Source organism: Sphaerotilus uruguayifluvii, assembly GCF_013294065.1.
Lineage (GTDB): Bacteria > Pseudomonadota > Gammaproteobacteria > Burkholderiales > Burkholderiaceae_C > Sphaerotilus > Sphaerotilus uruguayifluvii.
In genome coordinates, this window is sequence record NZ_JABSNM010000005.1 from 143,304 (window position 1) to 160,197 (window position 16,894).

Annotated in this window: 20 protein-coding genes; 16 read left to right on the top strand and 4 right to left on the bottom strand. The window is 71.8% G+C overall.

Annotation, left to right across the window (positions count from 1 at the left end; genetic code table 11):
* Positions 1–43 precede the first annotated feature (43 nt).
* The 9 genes from murJ (at position 44) to HNQ01_RS07570 (ending at position 9,101) form a co-directional block, all read left to right on the top strand.
* The gene (murJ, locus tag HNQ01_RS07530) at positions 44–1,606 is read left to right on the top strand and encodes a murein biosynthesis integral membrane protein MurJ (protein ID WP_173804750.1); all 1,563 of its coding nucleotides are present in this window, start codon (positions 44–46) and stop codon (positions 1,604–1,606) included.
* 61 nt (positions 1,607–1,667) lie between these two features.
* A complete protein-coding gene (locus tag HNQ01_RS07535) occupies positions 1,668–2,546 on the top strand; it encodes a SirB1 family protein (protein ID WP_173804751.1) in 879 nt (292 codons plus the stop codon).
* 14 nt (positions 2,547–2,560) lie between these two features.
* The gene (locus HNQ01_RS07540) at positions 2,561–3,631 is read left to right on the top strand and encodes an AI-2E family transporter (RefSeq protein WP_173804752.1); all 1,071 of its coding nucleotides are present in this window, start codon (positions 2,561–2,563) and stop codon (positions 3,629–3,631) included.
* 40 nt (positions 3,632–3,671) lie between these two features.
* Positions 3,672–4,373: an HdaA/DnaA family protein gene (locus tag HNQ01_RS07545; RefSeq protein ID WP_286180572.1), complete on the top strand. Its 702-nt coding sequence runs from the start codon at positions 3,672–3,674 to the stop codon at positions 4,371–4,373.
* A 16-nt stretch (positions 4,374–4,389) separates the two neighbouring features.
* Positions 4,390–5,073, top strand: a complete 684-nt coding sequence (locus HNQ01_RS07550; protein ID WP_173804753.1) for a histidinol-phosphatase — start codon at positions 4,390–4,392, stop codon at positions 5,071–5,073.
* On the top strand, positions 5,070–6,755 hold the full coding sequence (gene pcnB / locus HNQ01_RS07555; RefSeq protein WP_286180573.1) for a polynucleotide adenylyltransferase PcnB: 1,686 nt from the start codon (positions 5,070–5,072) through the stop codon (positions 6,753–6,755). The genes HNQ01_RS07550 and pcnB overlap by 4 nt, the downstream gene beginning before the upstream one ends.
* Positions 6,739–7,281, top strand: a complete 543-nt coding sequence (folK, locus tag HNQ01_RS07560) for a 2-amino-4-hydroxy-6-hydroxymethyldihydropteridine diphosphokinase (protein ID WP_173804754.1) — start codon at positions 6,739–6,741, stop codon at positions 7,279–7,281. Before pcnB ends, folK begins: the two co-directional genes overlap by 17 nt.
* Before the next feature lie 154 nt (positions 7,282–7,435).
* Positions 7,436–8,083 (top strand): DUF47 domain-containing protein, encoded by a 648-nt coding sequence (locus HNQ01_RS07565; RefSeq protein ID WP_173804755.1) that lies wholly within the window; start codon positions 7,436–7,438, stop codon positions 8,081–8,083.
* A gap of 7 nt (positions 8,084–8,090) precedes the next feature.
* A complete protein-coding gene (locus tag HNQ01_RS07570) occupies positions 8,091–9,101 on the top strand; it encodes an inorganic phosphate transporter (protein WP_173804756.1) in 1,011 nt (336 codons plus the stop codon).
* On the opposite strand, the gene HNQ01_RS07575 is transcribed toward HNQ01_RS07570, so the two are convergent.
* Positions 9,077–9,544 (bottom strand): hypothetical protein, encoded by a 468-nt coding sequence (locus HNQ01_RS07575; protein ID WP_353621662.1) that lies wholly within the window; start codon positions 9,542–9,544, stop codon positions 9,077–9,079. The two genes, HNQ01_RS07570 and HNQ01_RS07575, sit on opposite strands and share 25 nt — an antisense overlap.
* 8 nt (positions 9,545–9,552) lie before the next feature.
* Positions 9,553–10,104: a GNAT family N-acetyltransferase gene (locus HNQ01_RS07580; RefSeq protein WP_173804757.1), complete on the bottom strand. Its 552-nt coding sequence runs from the start codon at positions 10,102–10,104 to the stop codon at positions 9,553–9,555.
* Positions 10,105–10,320: 216 nt separating this feature from the next.
* Here HNQ01_RS07580 and rpsP point away from each other — a divergent pair, with 216 nt between their 5' ends.
* From rpsP to HNQ01_RS07610, 6 genes are all read left to right on the top strand, one after another.
* Positions 10,321–10,590 carry a 30S ribosomal protein S16 gene (gene rpsP / locus HNQ01_RS07585; RefSeq protein WP_217427441.1) on the top strand — a complete coding sequence of 90 codons (270 nt, stop codon included), beginning with the start codon at positions 10,321–10,323 and terminating at the stop codon, positions 10,588–10,590.
* Between the two features lie 54 nt (positions 10,591–10,644).
* On the top strand, positions 10,645–11,238 hold the full coding sequence (gene rimM, locus HNQ01_RS07590) for a ribosome maturation factor RimM (protein WP_173804758.1): 594 nt from the start codon (positions 10,645–10,647) through the stop codon (positions 11,236–11,238).
* A 46-nt stretch (positions 11,239–11,284) separates the two neighbouring features.
* Positions 11,285–12,037, top strand: a complete 753-nt coding sequence (gene trmD / locus HNQ01_RS07595; RefSeq protein ID WP_173804759.1) for a tRNA (guanosine(37)-N1)-methyltransferase TrmD — start codon at positions 11,285–11,287, stop codon at positions 12,035–12,037.
* An 86-nt stretch (positions 12,038–12,123) separates the two neighbouring features.
* Entirely contained in the window at positions 12,124–12,477 is a 354-nt protein-coding gene (gene rplS, locus HNQ01_RS07600; protein ID WP_037479324.1) for a 50S ribosomal protein L19, read from the top strand.
* 72 nt (positions 12,478–12,549) lie between these two features.
* Complete coding sequence (locus tag HNQ01_RS07605; RefSeq protein ID WP_173804760.1) at positions 12,550–13,278, top strand: CoA pyrophosphatase; 729 nt, start codon at positions 12,550–12,552, stop codon at positions 13,276–13,278.
* On the top strand, positions 13,275–14,270 hold the full coding sequence (locus tag HNQ01_RS07610) for a CobD/CbiB family protein (protein WP_173804761.1): 996 nt from the start codon (positions 13,275–13,277) through the stop codon (positions 14,268–14,270). Before HNQ01_RS07605 ends, HNQ01_RS07610 begins: the two co-directional genes overlap by 4 nt.
* 52 nt (positions 14,271–14,322) lie before the next feature.
* Here the strand turns inward: HNQ01_RS07610 and HNQ01_RS07615 are convergent, their stop codons facing one another.
* Positions 14,323–14,961 (bottom strand): LysE/ArgO family amino acid transporter, encoded by a 639-nt coding sequence (locus HNQ01_RS07615; protein ID WP_173804762.1) that lies wholly within the window; start codon positions 14,959–14,961, stop codon positions 14,323–14,325.
* 75 nt (positions 14,962–15,036) lie between these two features.
* On the opposite strand from HNQ01_RS07615, the gene HNQ01_RS07620 reads away from it, so the two are divergent.
* A complete protein-coding gene (locus tag HNQ01_RS07620) occupies positions 15,037–15,939 on the top strand; it encodes a LysR family transcriptional regulator ArgP (RefSeq protein ID WP_173804763.1) in 903 nt (300 codons plus the stop codon).
* A gap of 34 nt (positions 15,940–15,973) precedes the next feature.
* Here the strand turns inward: HNQ01_RS07620 and rsgA are convergent, their stop codons facing one another.
* Positions 15,974–16,888 carry a ribosome small subunit-dependent GTPase A gene (rsgA, locus tag HNQ01_RS07625; RefSeq protein ID WP_173804764.1) on the bottom strand — a complete coding sequence of 305 codons (915 nt, stop codon included), beginning with the start codon at positions 16,886–16,888 and terminating at the stop codon, positions 15,974–15,976.
* Positions 16,889–16,894: the final 6 nt, after the last annotated feature.

Sequence of the window (16,894 nt, forward strand, 5' to 3'; positions counted from 1 at the left end):
TAGCATGGATAATCGCAAGTCCTGCGACCCCAAGACCCCGCCCATGAGTCTGCTTCGTTCTGCCTCCGTCGTCTCGGCGCTCACGCTGGCGTCCCGCATCACCGGCCTGGTGCGCGAGCAGCTGATCGCGGCCGCCTTCGGCGCCAGCCTGGCCACCGACGCCTTCCAGGTGGCCTTCCGCATCCCGAACCTGCTGCGGCGCCTGTTCGCCGAAGGCGCCTTCTCCCAGGCCTTCGTGCCGATCCTGGCGGCCTCGCGTGCCACCGACGGCGACGAGAAGACGCAGGCGCTGATCGACGCGGTCGCCACCGTGCTGCTGTGGGCGCTGCTGGCGGTGTGCACGCTGGGCGTGATCGGCTCGCCGCTGCTGGTCTGGGTGATGGCCTCGGGCCTGCCGGCCGAAGGCCAGGCCTCGGCGGTGGTGATGACGCGGCTGATGTTCCCGTACATCGGCTGCATGTCGCTGGTGGCGCTGTCGGCCGGCATCCTGAACTCGTGGAAGCGCTTCGCGGTGCCGGCGGTCACGCCGGTGCTGCTGAACCTGAGCGTCATCGCCGCGGCCTGGGGGCTGACGCCGCGCTTCGCGGCCTGGGGCCTGCAGCCGGTCTACGCGCTGGCGGTCGGGGTGATGATCGGCGGCGTGCTGCAGCTGGCGGTGCAGGTGCCGGCGCTGCGCGCCATCGGCATGCTGCCGCGCCTGGGGCTGGGTCCGGCCGCGCTGCGCCGCGCCTGGCATCACGATGGCGTGCACCGCATCCTGAAGCAGATGGCGCCGGCGCTGCTGGGCGTGTCGGTCGCGCAGCTGTCGCTGCTGGTCAACACCCAGATCGCCTCGCACCTGCCCTCGGGCTCGGTGTCCTGGCTGACCTACGCCGACCGGCTGATGGAGTTCCCGACCGCGCTGCTGGGCGTGGCGATGGGCGTGGTGCTGCTGCCGCAGCTCTCGGCCGCGCAGGCCAGGGGCGAGATGGAGCGCTATTCCTCGCTGCTGGACTGGGGCCTGCGCCTGGTGGTGCTGCTGGCGCTGCCCTGCGCGGTGGCGCTGATGGTGTTTCCGGCGCCGCTGGTGTCGGTGCTGTACCACTACGGCCGCTTCTCGGCCGAGGACGTCGGCCAGACGGTGACCGCGCTGATGGGCTATGGCGCCGGGCTGATGGGCCTGGTCGGCATCAAGGTGCTGGCCCCGGGCTTCTACGCGAAGCAGGACATCCGCACGCCGGTGCGCATCGCCATCACCGTGCTGGGCCTGACGCAGCTGATGAACGTCGTCTTCGTGCCCTGGCTCGGCCATGCCGGCCTGGCGCTGTCGATCGGCCTGGCGGCGCTGGTCAACGCGACCTGGCTGCTGACCGGCCTGAAGCGGCGCGGCAGCTACCGGCCCGAGCCGGGCTGGGCCGCCTTCGTCGCCAAGGTGGCGGCCGGCTGCGCGGCGCTGGGCGCGGTGCTGGCCTGGGCGGCGCACCACATCGACTGGATCGGCCTGCGTGCGCAGCCGGGCCTGCGCGCGCTGCTGCTGGCGGCGGTGCTCGGCGGCGTGGCGCTGCTCTATTTCGGCGTGCTGCGGGTGCTCGGCGTGGACCTGCGCCAGTTCGCCCGCCGGCAGTGAGGCCGGACAGGATCGGGGCCTTGACGCCGACGATGTTCACGCTGTCGATACACTTTCGGCCATGGACTGCCTGATTCCGTCCCCGCTGGACTACTTCGCCGCGCTGGTCGCCGACGATGACAGCCTCTCGCTGACCGAGGCCGCCGTCGCGATCGCGCAGGCCGACGAGCCGGGGCTGGACGTGCAGGCGGTGCTCACCGAGCTCGACACGCTGGCCTGGCGGCTGCGCCGGCGTCTGCCCGACGACGCCGCGCCGCTGCACCGGGTGCGCGTGCTGCACCACTTCCTGTACGAGGACCTGGGCCTGCAGGGCGGCGACGTCGACGATCCGGCCGGCAGCCATCTGCACGAGGTGCTGCGCCAGCGCTGGGGCATCCCGGTGTCGCTGGCGGTCATCTACCTGGAGCTGGCCGGGCAGATCGGCCTGCAGGTCGACGGGCTGGCCTTTCCGGGCCACTTCCTGGTCAAGCTGCACCTGCCGATGGGCGAGGCGGTGATCGATCCGCTCGACGGGCGCTCGCTGGCGCGCCACGAGCTCGAGGAGCGGCTGGAGGACCACCTCGATCCGTCCGACATCGACCCGCTCGGCATCGAGGCCGCCGCCGGTGCACTGGGCGAGCTGCTGTCGGCCTTCCTGCAGCCGGCCTCGCCGCGCGAGATCCTCGCGCGCATGCTGCGCAACCTCGAGCGCATCCACCGCGGCAGCGGCGACCTGCCGCGCCTGCTGCAGATCCAGCACCGCCAGGTCGTGCTCGAGCCCGAGGACTGGTCCTGGCGGCGCGAGCGCGGGCGCACGCTGGCCAGCCTGGGCCAGACCGGGCCGGCGATCGAGGACCTGCAGGCCTATCTCGACCACGCCGGACACGGCGCGGTCGACCGGCGCCGCGTCGGCGCGCAGCTGTCGGCGCTGCGCGAGGCCGGCCCGCCGCGCTGGCACTGAGCCGGCCGCCCGCGATGGTCGTCCTGCCCAGGCTCTCCCGCACGCGCGGCCTGATGCTGGCGTGGCTCGGGCTTGCGCTGCTCGCCGGCGTGCTGGTGTGGCTGCTCGCGCCGGTGCTGGCGCCCTTCCTGGCCGCGGCGGTGCTGGCCTATGCGCTGCAGCCGGCGGTCGAGCGGCTGCGGCGCTGGATGCCGCGCGCGCTGGCGGTGCTGCTGGTCGAGCTGGCGGCGATCGCCGGGCTGCTGGGCGTGCTGCTGCTGATCGTGCCGATCATCTCGCGCGAGCTGCCGCAGCTGCGCGAGCAGATCCCGCTGCTGGCTGCCCGGCTCAACGAGCTGCTGTCGCCGTGGCTGGCGCAGTACGGCATCGACGTGCGCTTCGACCTGGCCGGCCTGCGCGACTTCGTGATGCGCTACCTGGACGCCAGCGGCGACGACTGGCTCGGCGCGCTGCTGAGCTCGGCGCGCATCGGCGGCAGCGTGCTGCTGGCGCTGGTGGGCAACGCGGTGCTGGTGCCGGTGGTGATGTTCTACCTGCTGCTGGACTGGCCGGCGCTGATCGCGCGGCTGGGCCGGCTGGTGCCGCCGCGCCACCGCGTCGGCGTCGACGGCTTCGCCGCCGAGTGCGATGCGGTGCTCGGACAGTATCTGCGCGGGCAGCTTCTGGTGATGCTGCTGCTGGCGGCCTTCTACACTTCAGCCCTGGCGCTGGCACGGTTCGAGCTGGCGCTGCCGGTGGGCGTGTTCACCGGGCTGGCGATCTTCATTCCGTATCTGGGCTTCGGGATCGGCGCGCTGCTGGCGCTGCTGGCCGCGGTGCTGCAGTTCGCCAGCCTGTACGGCGTGGTCGCGGTCGCGGTGATCTACGGCATCGGCCAGCTGCTCGAGAGCTTCGTGCTGACGCCGCGCCTGGTGGGCGAGCGCATCGGTCTGCATCCGATCGCGGTGATCTTCGCGCTGCTGGCCTTCGGACACCTGTTCGGCTTCGTCGGCGTGCTGCTGGCGCTGCCGTCCGGGGCACTGGTGCTGGTGGCGCTGCGCCGGCTGCGCCGTCTCTATGTCGCCAGCCGGCTGTACCGCGGCTGAGCCGCGAGCGGATCGAAAGAAACGACAGAAGTCTTCACGCATGTCCCGTGACCCGTCCTCGATGATGCGACAGGTGCCGCTGGCCTTCGGGCCGGAGCCGGTGCTGCGCTTCGATACCTTCGTGCCCGGCGCGAACGCGCAGTGGGAGCAGGTGCTGATGGCGCTGCTGTCGCCGAACCCGACGATGCCGCTGTACCTGTGGGGCCCGCCGGGCAGCGGCAAGTCGCACCTGATGCAGGCCGCGGCCAGCCAGGCGCAGTCCTTCGGGCTGCAGGTGGCCGCCTTCGACCTGAAGTCGCCGGTGCCCTGGGAGTTCGACGAGGAGGCGCGGCTGCTGATCCTCGACGACTGCGACCGCTACGACCGGCGCCGCCAGCACGAGGCCTTCCGGATGTTCGTCGAGGCCACGACGCTGGGCGTGCCGATCCTGGCGGCCGGGCGGCTGCCGCCGGTGGACCTGCCGGTGCGCGACGACCTGCGCACCCGGCTGGCCTGGGGGCTGGTCTACCGGCTGGTGCCGCCGACCGACGAGCAGGTGCGCGCGCTGCTGCGCCGCGAGGCCGAGCGGCGCGGCATCACGCTCGACGACGAGATGATGGCCGAGCTGGTCGGCCGCGCCGGCCTGGATCTGGTGCCGCTGATGGAGCTGCTCGACCGGCTCGACCGCTATGCGCTGTCGGGCAAGAAGGCGGTCACGCTGGCGCTGCTGCGCCAGATGCTCGCCGAGCCCGATGACTTCTGACCCCACCGACGCGACGATGACCGCCTCTCCCCGCCATCTCTGCCTGTTCGACCTGGATCACACGCTGATCCCGATCGATTCGGACCACGCCTTCGGCAGCTTCATGGTCGAGATCGGCTGGGCCGACGCCGACGAGTTCCGTCGCCGCAACGACGCGTTCTACGCCGACTACCAGGCCGGCACGCTCGACCTCGACGCCTACATCGACTTCGCCACCTCGGTGTGGCGCCAGCGGCCGCTGGACGAGGCCCTGGCCGCGCGCGAGCGCTTCCTGGCCGAGGTGCTGCGCCCGAAGGTGACGCCGCAGGCGCTGGAGCTGGTGCGCCGGCACCAGCGCCGCGGCGACCTGGTGGCCATCGTCACCGCGACCAACGAGTTCGTCACCACCCCGATCGCCGCCGAGTTCGGCGTCGAGCACCTGCTGGCCGTGCAGCTCGAGCGCGAGTCCGACGGCCGCTGGAGCGGCCGGGTGCGCGGCACGCCGACCTTCCGCGAAGGCAAGGTCGCGCGGGTGCACGACTGGCTGGCCGGCCTGGGCGTCTCGCTGGCCGACTTCTCCGGCGTGAGCGTCTACAGCGACTCGCCCAACGACCTGCCGCTGCTGGAGATCGCCTCCGAGCCGGTGGCCACCAACCCGAGCCCGTCGCTCGAGGCCACCGCCACGCAGCGCGGCTGGCGCATACTGCGTCTCTTCCCATGATCAAGACCATCATCAGAAAGCTGCTCGGCAAGTCGGGCGCATCCATTCCCGCCGGCGAGAGCCCGGACGGGCTGTCCGTGCCCGTCATCACGCCGCGGGCTGCCGCGCCGGTGGCGGCGCCTGCCGCGGTGCCGATGGCGCCGGTGGCCGCCGCCGCGGCCGAGCTCGCCGGCAGCCTGCCCGCCGGTGCGCCGGTGCGCGGCCGCCGCGTCGAGGTGCCGGCCTCGGTGCACCGCATCGATCCCTCGCTGCTCGACGACCGCGCGGTCAAGGTGGTCACCACGCTGCAGGACGCGGGCTTCGAGGCCTACATCGTCGGCGGCGCGGTGCGCGACCTGCTGCTCGGCCATCGGCCGAAGGACTTCGACGTCGCCACCAACGCCACGCCCGAGCAGGTCAAGGGCCTGTTCCGGCGCGCTTTCATCATCGGCCGGCGCTTCCGCATCGTGCACGTCGTGCACGGCCGCGGCCGCGAGCACGAGGTGATCGAGGTCTCGACCTTCCGCGCCTACCTCGACCCGGCCGCGGCCGAGCAGGTCGAGGGCAACGAGAAGACCTCGCGCGCGGCGCTGGCCGACAAGAGCCATGTGGTCGACGCCAGCGGCCGGGTGCTGCGCGACAACGTCTGGGGTCCGCAGGACGAGGATGCGGCGCGGCGCGACTTCACCGTCAACGCGCTCTACTACGACCCGCGCCGGCGCATCGTCGTCGACTACCACGACGGCATCGCCGACGCGCGGGCCCGCGTGCTGCGCATGATCGGCGACCCGGTCACCCGCTACCGCGAGGACCCGGTGCGCATCATCCGCGTGGTGCGCTTCGCCGCCAAGCTGGGCTTCGAGATCGAGCCGGGCACCCGCGAGCCGATCCGCGCCTGCGCCGAGCTGCTGTCGGCGGTGCCGGCCAGCCGGATGTTCGACGAGATGATCAAGCTGCTGCAGACGGGCCACTCGCTGGCCAGCCTGGAGGAGCTGCGCAAGCAGGGCCTGCACAGCGGCATCTTCCCGATCCTCGACGCGGTGCTCGACGACGCGCATCGCCACGACGGGCGCGAGCAGTTCATCCAGCGCGCGCTGGCCGACACCGACCGCCGCGTCGGCGAGAGCAAGCCGGTGGCGCCGAGCTTCATGCTGGCGTGCATGCTCTGGCATGACGTGGTGCGCCGTGCCGACGAGCTGCGCGCCCGCGGCGAGCCGCCGGTGCCGGCGCTGCAGCAGGCGATCGACGCGGTGTTCGACGCCCGCATCGGCGACATCTCCGGCCGCGGCAAGCTGGCGGCCGACATGCGCGAGATCTGGATGATGCAGCCGCGCTTCGAGCGGCGCACGCCGTCGGCGGCGCTGTCGCTGGCGGCGCAGCCGCGCTTCCGCGCCGGCTTCGACTTCCTGCGCCTGCGCGCCGACACCGGCGAGGCCGATGCCGACCTGGCGCACTGGTGGGAGCGCTTCTCGACCGCCGACGACTCGCTGCGCGAGACGCTCCTGGCCGAGGCGCGCCAGCAGGACCAGGCGCGCCGCGCCGCGGTCGCCGCCGGCGAGCTGCCGGCCGAGACGGCCGCGGTCGCCGCGAGCGGCGGCCCGGCCGCGAAGAAGCGCCGCCGTCGCCGCAAGCCCGCCGGCGCCCGCACCGAAGGCGCGGCCGCCCTGGCCGACGGAGGCGAGGGCGGTGACGGCGGCGAATGAGCCGGGGCCGGCCGGTGGCGCGCCGCGGCGTGCCGTCATCGGCCTCGGGGCCAATCTCGGCGAGCTCGACGCGACGCTGGACGCGGCCTGCGCCGCGATCGCCGCGCTGCCCGGCAGCCGCTGGCTCGGCGTGTCCGGGCGCTGGTGCAGCCGGCCGGTCGACTCGTCCGGGCCGGACTACCTGAACGCGGTCGCCGCGATCGAGACCCGGCTGGCGCCGCGCGAGCTGCTCGCGGCGCTGCAGGCCGTCGAGAACGCGCATGGCCGCGAGCGCCCGTGGCGCAACGCGCCGCGCACGCTCGACCTCGACGTGCTGCTGGTCGACGATCTGGCCAGCGACGATCCGGTGCTGCTGCTGCCGCACCCGCGCCTGCTCGAGCGCGCCTTCGTGCTGCTGCCGCTGCTGGAGCTGCACGCCGCGCTGGGCGGCGCGCTGCCGCTGCCGGCCGGCGGCGATGTGGCGGCATTGCAGCATCTTGCAGAGCGGCTGGCCCGCGAGCAGGGGCTGGAGCGCCGGCCGGACTGAAACGTTTCCGGCCTGTACCGGACAGCGGATACACTCCGGGCGGTTTCGATCATGACAACACCGTGACAGGTTGCCGCCGCCCGGCGGGCATTCGGTCACACCCCGACCGTCGACCCTTTCGTCACGACACTCCCTCCCCCCTGGAGCTCAACACATGCTGTTCGGCAAGCTGCTGCCGCGCGAAGGCAATTTCTTCGAACTGTTCAACAAGCACGGCGAGGCGATGGTCGCCGGATCGCGCTCCTTCCAGAGCCTGCTGCAGAACTACGGCGACACCTATCTGCGCGAGAAGTACGCCGCCGAGGTGGACGCGGCCGAGCACGCCGCCGACAAGGTGACCGCCGAGGTCAACCGCCTGCTGCACAAGACCTTCATCACCCCGATCGACCGCGAGCAGATCCACGGCCTGATCAACGCGATGGACGACGTGCTGGACCTGTTCCAGGACGTCTCCGAGACGCTGGCGCTGTACGACGTGCGCTCGATCACCGAGGAGGTGCTGCGCCTGGGCGACCTGGCGGCCAAGTGCGGCGAGCGCGTCGCGCACGCGGTGTCGCTGCTGGGCAAGCTCAGCGACCACAGCGTCGCCGAGGCCACCGTCAAGACCTGCGAGGAGATCGACCGCCTCGAGTCCGACGCCGACCGCGTCATGCGCTCGGCGATGTCGCGCCTGTTCCGCGAGGAGCAGGACATGCGCGAGCTCATCAAGCTCAAGGCGATCTACGAGATGCTCGAGTCGATCACCGACAAGTGCGAGGACGTGGCGAACCTGATCGAGGGCATCGTCCTCGAGAACTCCTGATCGCATCATGGACGGCATTCAGGTCAGCCTCTGGGTGGTGGTGCTGCTGGTCGTTCTGGCGCTGCTGTTCGACTTCATGAACGGCTTCCATGACGCGGCCAACTCCATCGCCACGGTGGTCTCCACCGGCGTGCTCAAGCCGCAGCAGGCGGTGCTGTTCGCCGCCTTCTTCAACTTCGTCGCGATCGGCATCTTTCATCTGAAGATCGCCGCGACCGTCGGCAAGGGCATCGTCGAGCCGGGCATCGTTGACTACCACGTCGTCTTCGGCGCGCTGGTCGGGGCGATCACCTGGAACGTGGTCACCTGGTTCTACGGCATCCCGTCGAGCTCCTCGCATGCGCTGATCGGCGGCATCGTCGGCTCGGTGACCGCCAAGGCCGGGCTGAACGCGCTGATCGGTGCCGGCATCTGGAAGACGGTGGCCTTCATCCTGGTGTCGCCGACGCTGGGCTTCATCCTCGGCTCGCTGCTGATGGTGGTGGTGGCCTGGGTCTTCCGGCGTGCCACGCCGATCCGCATCGACAACTGGTTCCGCCGGCTGCAGCTGGTCTCGGCCGGCCTGTACAGCCTGGGCCACGGCGGCAACGACGCGCAGAAGACCATCGGCATCATCTGGATGCTGCTGATCGCCACCGGCTACGCCAGCGCCTCCGACGCGATGCCGCCGACCTGGGTGATCTGGTCGTGCTACATCGCCATCGGCCTGGGCACGATGTTCGGCGGCTGGCGCATCGTCAAGACCATGGGCCAGAAGATCACCAAGCTCAAGCCGGTCGGCGGCTTCTGCGCGGAGACGGGCGGCGCGCTGACGCTGTTCCTGGCCTCCTGGCTGGGCGTGCCGGTGTCGACGACGCACACCATCACCGGCGCGATCGTCGGCGTGGGCTCGACGCAGCGCGCCGCCGCGGTGCGCTGGGGCATCGCCGGCAACATCGTCTGGGCGTGGATCTTCACGATTCCCGCCTCGGCCGCGGTCGCCGCCGGCGCCTACTACCTGGGCACGCTGGTGCTCTGATCGCTGACCTCCGGCCCGGACTGCAGCTCGAACCAGCGCTGCAGTCCGAAGGCCAGCGAGGACATCAGCACCGTCGCGCCGACCAGCAGCGCGGCGATCACGCCGAGCACCGCGCCCCAGCCGCTCGGCGGCGTGCCGCCCGCGCGGCCGGCGTTGTGGCGCACGTCCCAGCGCTCGTCCGGCGTCAGTCCGGTCACGATGGCCGACAGCGCCGCCGCGGCGACGGACAGTCCGCCCAGCGGCAGCATCCACGCCGCGCTGGCGTCGTCCAGCCCGAAGACGCGCAGCCGCAGCAGCCCGCCCAGGCCGGCGAGCATCGCCAGCAGATGCAGCCAGCCCCAGGGGTCGCGCAGGCCGTGGCGCAGGAAGCGGTGCAGCCCGAAGGCGCCGCCGAGCAGCGCCAGCCAGGTCGCCGCGGTCTTCGATCGGGGGCGGGCGTTCACGCCGGTCCTCAGCCGCCGGCCGGCGCCGAGGCGCTGCCGTCGCCGAGCGCGCGCTGCATGATGACCACGTCGAGCCAGCGCTCGAACTTCCAGCCCGAGTCGCGCATCACGCCGGTGTGCTCGAAGCCGCAGGCGCGGTGCACGCCGATCGAGCCGGCGTTGGCCGAGTCGCCGATGACCGCGAACATCTGCCGCGCGCCCAGCGCGGTGCAGCGCGCGATCAGCTCGGCCAGCAGCAGCCGGCCCAGGCCGCGGCGATGCGCCTGCGGGCCCAGGTAGATCGAGTCCTCCAGCGAGAAGCGCCAGGCCGGACGCAGCCGGAACAGGTTGGCATAGGCATAGCCGACGACCTGCGGGCCGCGGCCGTCATCGCCGTCGACCTCGACCACCAGCCAGGGCAGGCCGCGGCCGAGCACCTCGTCGCGCCGGCGCGCCATCTCGGTCGAATCGGGCGCTTCGGTCTCGAAGGTGCCGGTGCCGTGGAGCACGTTCCACGCATAGATCTCTGTGATGGCCGCCACGTCGGTCGGCAGGCTTGGGCGAATCAGTGTCTCGGACATCGAAGGCAGCTTATAATCTCGGGTTTTCCGGCGACGGCTGACCGGCAGCATGCCACGCAGCACGTATCTAACGGGGCCGGGAGAAGCCTGATTGTCAATGCAATCGTCACTTCGATCTGCCGGCCTGCGTGTCTCCCGGTCCTGTGGATCAACCGGTCATTCCGGGGCACCGGTGCCTGCGCCCCGAACCTGACACCTTCTGATCGAGGAAACATCATGGTCGTGATTCGTCTGTCCCGCGGCGGCTCCAAGAAGCGCCCGTTCTACAACATCGTCGTCGCCCCGAAGGCCGAGCGCCGTGACGGCCGCTTCATCGAGCGCGTCGGCTTCTACAACCCGGTCGCTTCCGGCCAGGCCGAAGCCCTGCGCGTCGCCTTCGACCGCGTCGAGTACTGGACCGGTGTCGGCGCCCAGCTGTCGCCGACCGTCGACCGCCTGGTCAAGCAGGCCAAGGCCGCTGCCGTCGCTCCGGCCGCTGCCGCCTGAGATCCGGCTCGACCGGACCTTCCTGCACCTCTCGTCTGACCTGAACGGATTCCGATGAACACGCTGCCTCACGACGACGACGTGGCCTGGCCCGACGACGCCGTCGAGGTCGCGCGGGTGCAGGATGCCTGGGGCATCAAGGGCTGGCTGCGCGTGCAGCCGCATGCCGCCGATCCCCAGGCGCTCTTCTCGTCGCGCCGCTGGTTCCTGCAGCCGCCGGCCGGCAAGCCGCGCCCGGCGGGCGCCCCCGCGCTGCCGCGTCTGCTGCATGTGACGCTGGCCAAGGAGCACGGCGACGGCGTCGTCGCCTCGGTGCGCGAGGTCGTCGACCGCAACGGCGCCGAGGCGCTCAAGGGCGCACGCATCTTCGTGTCGCGCGCGAGCTTCCCGTCGACCGATGACGGCGAGTACTACTGGGTCGACCTGATCGGCCTGGAGGTCGTCAACCGCGAGGGCGAGCCGCTGGGCACCGTCGCCGAGATGATCGACACCGGGCCGCACTGCGTGATGCGACTCGAGCAGGCCTCGACCGATGCCGCCGGCAAGGCGTGCACCGTCGAGCGCATGATTCCTTTCGTCGCCGCCTACATCGACGACGTCGACCTGCCCGGACGGCGCATCACCGCCGACTGGGGCCTCGACTACTGACCTTCCGTCGCGCGTGCCGCGGGCCGCGTGCCGGACCGGAGCTGGCATGCGCTTCGATGTCCTGACCCTGTTTCCCGAGCTGTTCGACCCGTTCATGACGGTCGGCGTGACCCGTCGTGCCTACGCGACGCGCCAGGTCGACGTGCGGCTGTGGCCGCTGCGCGACTTCGCCGACGACAACTACCGCCGGGTCGACGACCGGCCCTACGGCGGCGGCCCTGGCATGGTCATGCTGGTCGAGCCGCTGGAGCGGGCGCTGGCGGCAGTGCGCGCCGACCGCGCCGAGCCTGAAGAGGCCCGTGCACCGGTGATCCTGTTCAGCCCGGCCGGCGCGCCGCTGACGCAGGCGCGCGTGCAGCGCCTGGCGGCCTCGCCCGGCGCGGTGCTGCTGTGCGGCCGCTACGAGGGCATCGACCAGCGCTTCGTCGACCGCCATGTCGACGAGGAGATCAGCCTGGGCGACTTCGTGCTGTCGGGCGGCGAGCTGCCGGCGCTGACGCTGCTCGACGCGGTCACGCGGCTGCAGCCCGGCGTGCTGCACGACGCCGCCTCGCACGAGCAGGACAGCTTCTCCGACGGCCTGCTCGACTGCCCGCACTACAGCCGCCCCGAGCGCCTGGGCGACGACGCGGTGCCGGAGGTGCTGATGTCGGGCCACCACGCCCGCATCCGGCGCTGGCGGCGCGAGCAGCAGCTGGCCATCACCGCCCGTCGTCGGCCCGACCTGATCGAGGCCGCACGCGCTGCCGGCCAGCTCAGTCGCGCGGACGAGCTGTTTCTGGCCGGTCTCGTGCTATAATCTTCGGTTTTGATCCTCTGCCAGAAGGCTGACGGCGTCCCGACATGGTGCGCTGCCCTTGCCGCGCACGATCTCAGGAGCCCCCCATGGATCTGATCCGTCAGCTCGAGCAAGAAGAAATCGCTCGTCTCAACAAGACCATCCCCGAGTTCGCCCCCGGCGACACGGTGATCGTCAGCGTCAACGTCGTCGAAGGCACCCGCAAGCGCGTCCAGGCCTACGAAGGCGTCGTCATCGCCCGCCGCAACCGTGGCCTGAACAGCAACTTCATCGTCCGCAAGATCTCCAGCGGCGAAGGCGTGGAGCGCACGTTCCAGCTGTACAGCCCGCTGATCGCCTCGATCGAGGTCAAGCGCCGCGGCGACGTGCGCCGTGCGAAGCTGTACTACCTGCGCCAGCGCAGCGGCAAGTCGGCCCGCATCAAGGAAAAGCTGGCCTGATCGTCAGATCATCGGCAAAGCTGCAAGGCCGCCTTCGGGCGGCCTTGTCATTTTCGGCCTATGCTCGAAGGCATGGCCCGACCCACGCTCATTCGCGATCCGCGCGCCGTGCCGGTGCTGCGCGCCGACGACCATCTGCCCGCGCTGCCGACGCAGCAGCTCACGCCGCAGCACCTGCGCGCCGTCTTTGCCGAGGCGCCGCCGGACTGGCAGCCGGAGCTGCCGGGCGATGGCGGCGGGCCGCTGGCCGACCGCACGCCGGCCGCCGCGGCGGTGCTGGTGCCGCTGGTGCCGCGCGATGACGGCCTGCGGGTGCTGCTGACGCGGCGCACCGACCACCTGCGCGACCACGCCGGCCAGATCAGCTTTCCCGGCGGCCGGGTCGATCCGGGCGAGACCGACCCGGTGGTCACCGCGCTGCGCGAGGCGCGCGAGGAGGTCGGCCTGGACGCGCGCCATGTCGAGGTGATCGGCGCGCTGCCGGTCTACACCACCGTGACCGCCTACCGGGTCACGCCGGTGGTCGCACTGGTGCACCCGCCCTTCGAGCTGGCGCTCGACGCCTTCGAGGTGGCCGAGGCCTTCGAGGTGCCGCTGGACTTCCTGATGACGCCGGCGCATCACCGGGTGCACCAGCTCGGCGGCGATGCCGGGCGCCGCTTCCTGTCGATGCCGTGGCAGGACGCGCAGCGGGAATATTTCATCTGGGGGGCGACGGCCGCGATGCTGCGCAACCTCTACCACTTCCTGGCGAGGGCTCAGGCGAGCGCCACATCGGCACCGCTATCATTCGTGACATGAGTTTCCTCGCCGTCCTGCTGGCCCTGATCGTCGAACAACTGAGGCCGCTGCCTCAGGGCAATCCCGTCCACGAGGCCCTGATCGACTGGGCCCGCTGGACCGCGCGCAACTTCGACGCCGGGCGCGAGCACCATGCCTGGGTGGTCTGGGCGGTCACCGTGAGCGCGCCCTCGCTGGTGGTGTTCGGCCTGTTCTCGCTGTTCGACCACTACAGCGTGGTGCTGGCGCTGCTGTTCAATCTGGTGGTGCTGTACCTGACGCTGGGCTTCCGGCAGTTCAGCCACCATTTCACCGACATCCGCGACGCGCTCGAGCAGGGCCAGGAAGAGCGTGCCCGCGCGGTGCTGCAGCAGTGGCGCCACCTCGATGCCAGCGAGCTGCCGCGCACCGAGCTGCTGCGCCATGTCATCGAGCATGCGCTGCTGGCCGCGCACCGCCATGTCTTCGGCGTGTTCTTCTGGTTCGTGCTCGGCTCGGCGATGGGGCTGGGGCCGGTCGGCGCGGTGGCCTATCGCATGGCCGAGTTCTGCTCGCGCTACTGGGCGTTCAAGACCCGCGCCGAGGTCGCCGCGGTCAACGAGGGCCTGTCGCAGCGCTCGCAGCTGGCCTTCTCGGTGCTCGACTACGTGCCGGCACGCATGACTGCCGCCGGCTTCGCGATCGTCGGCAACTTCGAGGAAGCGGTGGACTGCTGGCGCCAGCACGCCGGTCTGTGGAAGAACGACAACGACGGCATCCTGCTGTCGGCCGCGGCCGGAGCCTGCGGCGTGTCGCTGGGCGGGGCCAGCGCGCCGGTCGTGCCGCCGCCGCCGGGGGCGGGCGCGACCGGCTTCGACGCGCTGCTGCCGGGCGACGAAGGCGGCCAGGGCAGCACGCCTGGCGCCGCGCCGACGCTGGCGCATCTGCGCTCGGTCGTCGGGCTGGTCTGGCGCTCGATGGTGCTGTGGATGCTGCTGCTGGCGCTGCTGTCGCTGGCGAACCGGCTGGGCTGACCGCGCATCCGCGACGAGCCGGGCCGCACCGGGCCGGTCGCCCGGACGCGGTTCAGGCGTTGAGCGCCCGCAGCGTCAGGCCGCCGGCCAGACCGGCCATCATCACCGCCACGCCCGCATCGAACACCCGCCAGGCCCGCGGCTGGCGGAACAGCGGCGCCAGCCGTCCGGCCGCCCAGGCCAGCAGCGTGAACCACAGCAGGCTGGCGGAGATCGCGCCGCCGGCGAAGGCCCAGCGCTGCGCGCCCTGCGCATTGGCCAGCGAGCCGATCAGCACGGTGGTGTCGAGCCAGGCATGCGGGTTGAGCCAGCTGAAGGCGGCCGCCTGCAGCATCGCCGTGCCCAGCGGCAGCGCGACGCCCTCGGCGCGTCCGTCCATCGCGCCTCCGGCCGGCCGCCAGGCCCGCCGCGCCGCCTGCCAGCCGTAGACCGACAGGAACAGGATGCCGGCGATCGTGATCACCGGCACCGCCATCGGCAGGCGCTCCGACACCACGCCGATGCCGGCCGTGCCCAGCGAGATCAATAGCGCGTCCGACAGCGTGCACACCGCGACGATCGCGGCGACATGCTCGCGCCGGATGCCCTGGCGCAGGATGAAGGCGTTCTGCGCGCCGATCGCGATGATCAGGCCGGCGCAGCTGGCCATGCCCAGGAAGTAGGTCGGGAAGGAGAAGGTCGGGAAGCTCATGGGCCTCAGCGTAGGCGGCGCTTCGGGTGCAGGCCAGCTAAACTTCCTAAGCGTGATTAAGCGGAGCTTCACTCCATGATCGATCTGGTGGCGCTGCGGGCGCTGGCGATGGTGCTGCGGCTGGGCTCGTTCGAGCGTGCGGCGCGCGAGCTGCATGTGACGCCCTCGGCGATCTCGCAGCGGGTGCGCGCGCTCGAGGACCGGCTGGGCTGCATGCTGGTGGTGCGTGCCAGCCCGACCGAGGCCACGCCCGAGGGCGCGCGGCTGTACCGGCATTTCCTGCAGATCGAACTGCTCGAGGCCGACCTGCGCGAGGACCTGCAGCCGCTGGCCGAGATCGATCCGGTCGGCCCCCGCAGCATCCCGATCGCGGTCAACGCCGACAGTCTGGCGACCTGGGTGGTGCCGGCGCTGTCGGACTTCCATGCCCGCACCGGCGACACGGTGGCGCTGCAGGTCGACGACCAGGATCACACCCGCGAGTGGCTGAAGAACGGCACGGTCGTCGGCGCCGTCACCGCCGCGGCCGAGCCGGTGGCCGGCTGCCGGGTCGACGCGCTGGGCTCGATGCGCTATGTCGCGGCGGTCAGCCCGGACTTCCGCGCCCGCCATTTCGACGGCCGCTCGCTGGCCGAGGGCTTCCGGCAGGCGCCGATGCTGGTCTTCAACCAGAAGGACCTGATGCAGCACCGCTTCCTGACCCAGGCCGCCGGGCAGGACTGCGTGCCGCCGCAGTGGTGGGTGCCCTCGACGCAGGGCTTCCTGGACGCGGCGCTGGCCGGCCTGGGCTGGGGTCTGCATCCGCGCCCGCTGGTGGCCGGCATGCTGGCCGACGGTCGGCTGGTCGACCTCTGCCCCGGCCACAGCCTGACGGTCACGCTCTACTGGCAGAGCTGGCGGCTGGAGTCGGCGCGGGTGAAGCTGCTGCGCGAATGCCTGTGGCGTGCCTCCAGCGCGGTGCTCGAGCCCGGCGGCTGAGACGCGGGCCGGGGTGCGGGCCGGGGCGCACGGCTCACCAGCGGGTGCGGGTCAGCTCGTCGCGCAGGTCGAGGTAGATGCGGTGGCGCGTCGCGGTGATCTCGCCGCGATCGAGCGCCGCCAGCACCGTGCAGCCCGGCTCGTGGTCGTGGGTGCAGTTGGCGAAGCGGCAGCCGCCGAGATGGCGCGCGAAGTCGGGCATCAGCGCGGCCAGATCGGCCGCCGGCACCTGGCGCAGGCCGAATTCCTGGAAGCCGGGCGAATCGATCAGCGCTGCCTCGTGGGCCTTGTCGAGCCAGTACCAGCGGGTGTGCGTGGTGGTGTGGCGGCCGGAGTTCAGCGCGGTCGAGATCTCGCCGACCTGCGCGGCCGCGTCCGGCACCAGCAGGTTGACCAGCGTGCTCTTGCCGGTGCCCGACGGTCCCAGCACCAGCGTGGCACCGCTGGAGAGCGCGGCCAGGCGCGCTCTGGCCTCGTCGGGGCGGGCCTTCAGCGCCACCTCGACGATCGGGTGGCCCATCGCGGCGTAGGGCGCCAGGCGCGCGCGCGCGGCCGCGGCCGCCTCGCCCAGGTCGGTCTTGTTCAGCAGGATGTGCGCCGGGATGCCGGCGTGCGCGGCGGCGATCAGCGCGCGGGTGAGCTGGCTCTCGCTGAAGACCGGCTCGGCGGCGACCATCACCAGCAGCCGGTCGAGGTTGGCGGCGAAGGACTTGGTCTTCCACTCGTCCTGGCGGTAGAAGAGGTTGCGCCGCGGCTCGATCGCCTCGATCACGCCCTCGTGGCCGCGGCTGTCGGTGACCTGCCAGCGCACCCGGTCGCCGACCACGCAGTCGCTCTTCTTGCCGCGGGTGCTGCACTGGACCTCGCGGCCCTCGGGCGTCTCGACGATGTAGTGGCGGCCGTGGCCGGCGATGACACGGCCGATGTCGAGTTCGATGGTTTGCGGCATGAAGCG

Excerpts from the sequence above, each read along its gene's own strand:
- murJ (WP_173804750.1), top strand. The coding sequence starts at position 44 with ATGAGTCTGCTTCGTTCTGCCTCCGTCGTCTCGGCGCTCACGCTGGCG.
- HNQ01_RS07535 (WP_173804751.1), top strand. The coding sequence starts at position 1,668 with ATGGACTGCCTGATTCCGTCCCCGCTGGACTACTTCGCCGCGCTGGTC.
- HNQ01_RS07540 (WP_173804752.1), top strand. The coding sequence starts at position 2,561 with ATGGTCGTCCTGCCCAGGCTCTCCCGCACGCGCGGCCTGATGCTGGCG.
- HNQ01_RS07545 (WP_286180572.1), top strand. The coding sequence starts at position 3,672 with ATGTCCCGTGACCCGTCCTCGATGATGCGACAGGTGCCGCTGGCCTTC.
- HNQ01_RS07550 (WP_173804753.1), top strand. The coding sequence starts at position 4,390 with ATGACCGCCTCTCCCCGCCATCTCTGCCTGTTCGACCTGGATCACACG.
- pcnB (WP_286180573.1), top strand. The coding sequence starts at position 5,070 with ATGATCAAGACCATCATCAGAAAGCTGCTCGGCAAGTCGGGCGCATCC.
- HNQ01_RS07565 (WP_173804755.1), top strand. The coding sequence starts at position 7,436 with ATGCTGTTCGGCAAGCTGCTGCCGCGCGAAGGCAATTTCTTCGAACTG.
- HNQ01_RS07570 (WP_173804756.1), top strand. The coding sequence starts at position 8,091 with ATGGACGGCATTCAGGTCAGCCTCTGGGTGGTGGTGCTGCTGGTCGTT.
- HNQ01_RS07580 (WP_173804757.1), bottom strand. The coding sequence starts at position 10,104 with ATGTCCGAGACACTGATTCGCCCAAGCCTGCCGACCGACGTGGCGGCC.
- rpsP (WP_217427441.1), top strand. The coding sequence starts at position 10,321 with ATGGTCGTGATTCGTCTGTCCCGCGGCGGCTCCAAGAAGCGCCCGTTC.
- rimM (WP_173804758.1), top strand. The coding sequence starts at position 10,645 with ATGAACACGCTGCCTCACGACGACGACGTGGCCTGGCCCGACGACGCC.
- trmD (WP_173804759.1), top strand. The coding sequence starts at position 11,285 with ATGCGCTTCGATGTCCTGACCCTGTTTCCCGAGCTGTTCGACCCGTTC.
- rplS (WP_037479324.1), top strand. The coding sequence starts at position 12,124 with ATGGATCTGATCCGTCAGCTCGAGCAAGAAGAAATCGCTCGTCTCAAC.
- HNQ01_RS07605 (WP_173804760.1), top strand. The coding sequence starts at position 12,550 with ATGGCCCGACCCACGCTCATTCGCGATCCGCGCGCCGTGCCGGTGCTG.
- HNQ01_RS07610 (WP_173804761.1), top strand. The coding sequence starts at position 13,275 with ATGAGTTTCCTCGCCGTCCTGCTGGCCCTGATCGTCGAACAACTGAGG.
- HNQ01_RS07615 (WP_173804762.1), bottom strand. The coding sequence starts at position 14,961 with ATGAGCTTCCCGACCTTCTCCTTCCCGACCTACTTCCTGGGCATGGCC.
- HNQ01_RS07620 (WP_173804763.1), top strand. The coding sequence starts at position 15,037 with ATGATCGATCTGGTGGCGCTGCGGGCGCTGGCGATGGTGCTGCGGCTG.
- rsgA (WP_173804764.1), bottom strand. The coding sequence starts at position 16,888 with ATGCCGCAAACCATCGAACTCGACATCGGCCGTGTCATCGCCGGCCAC.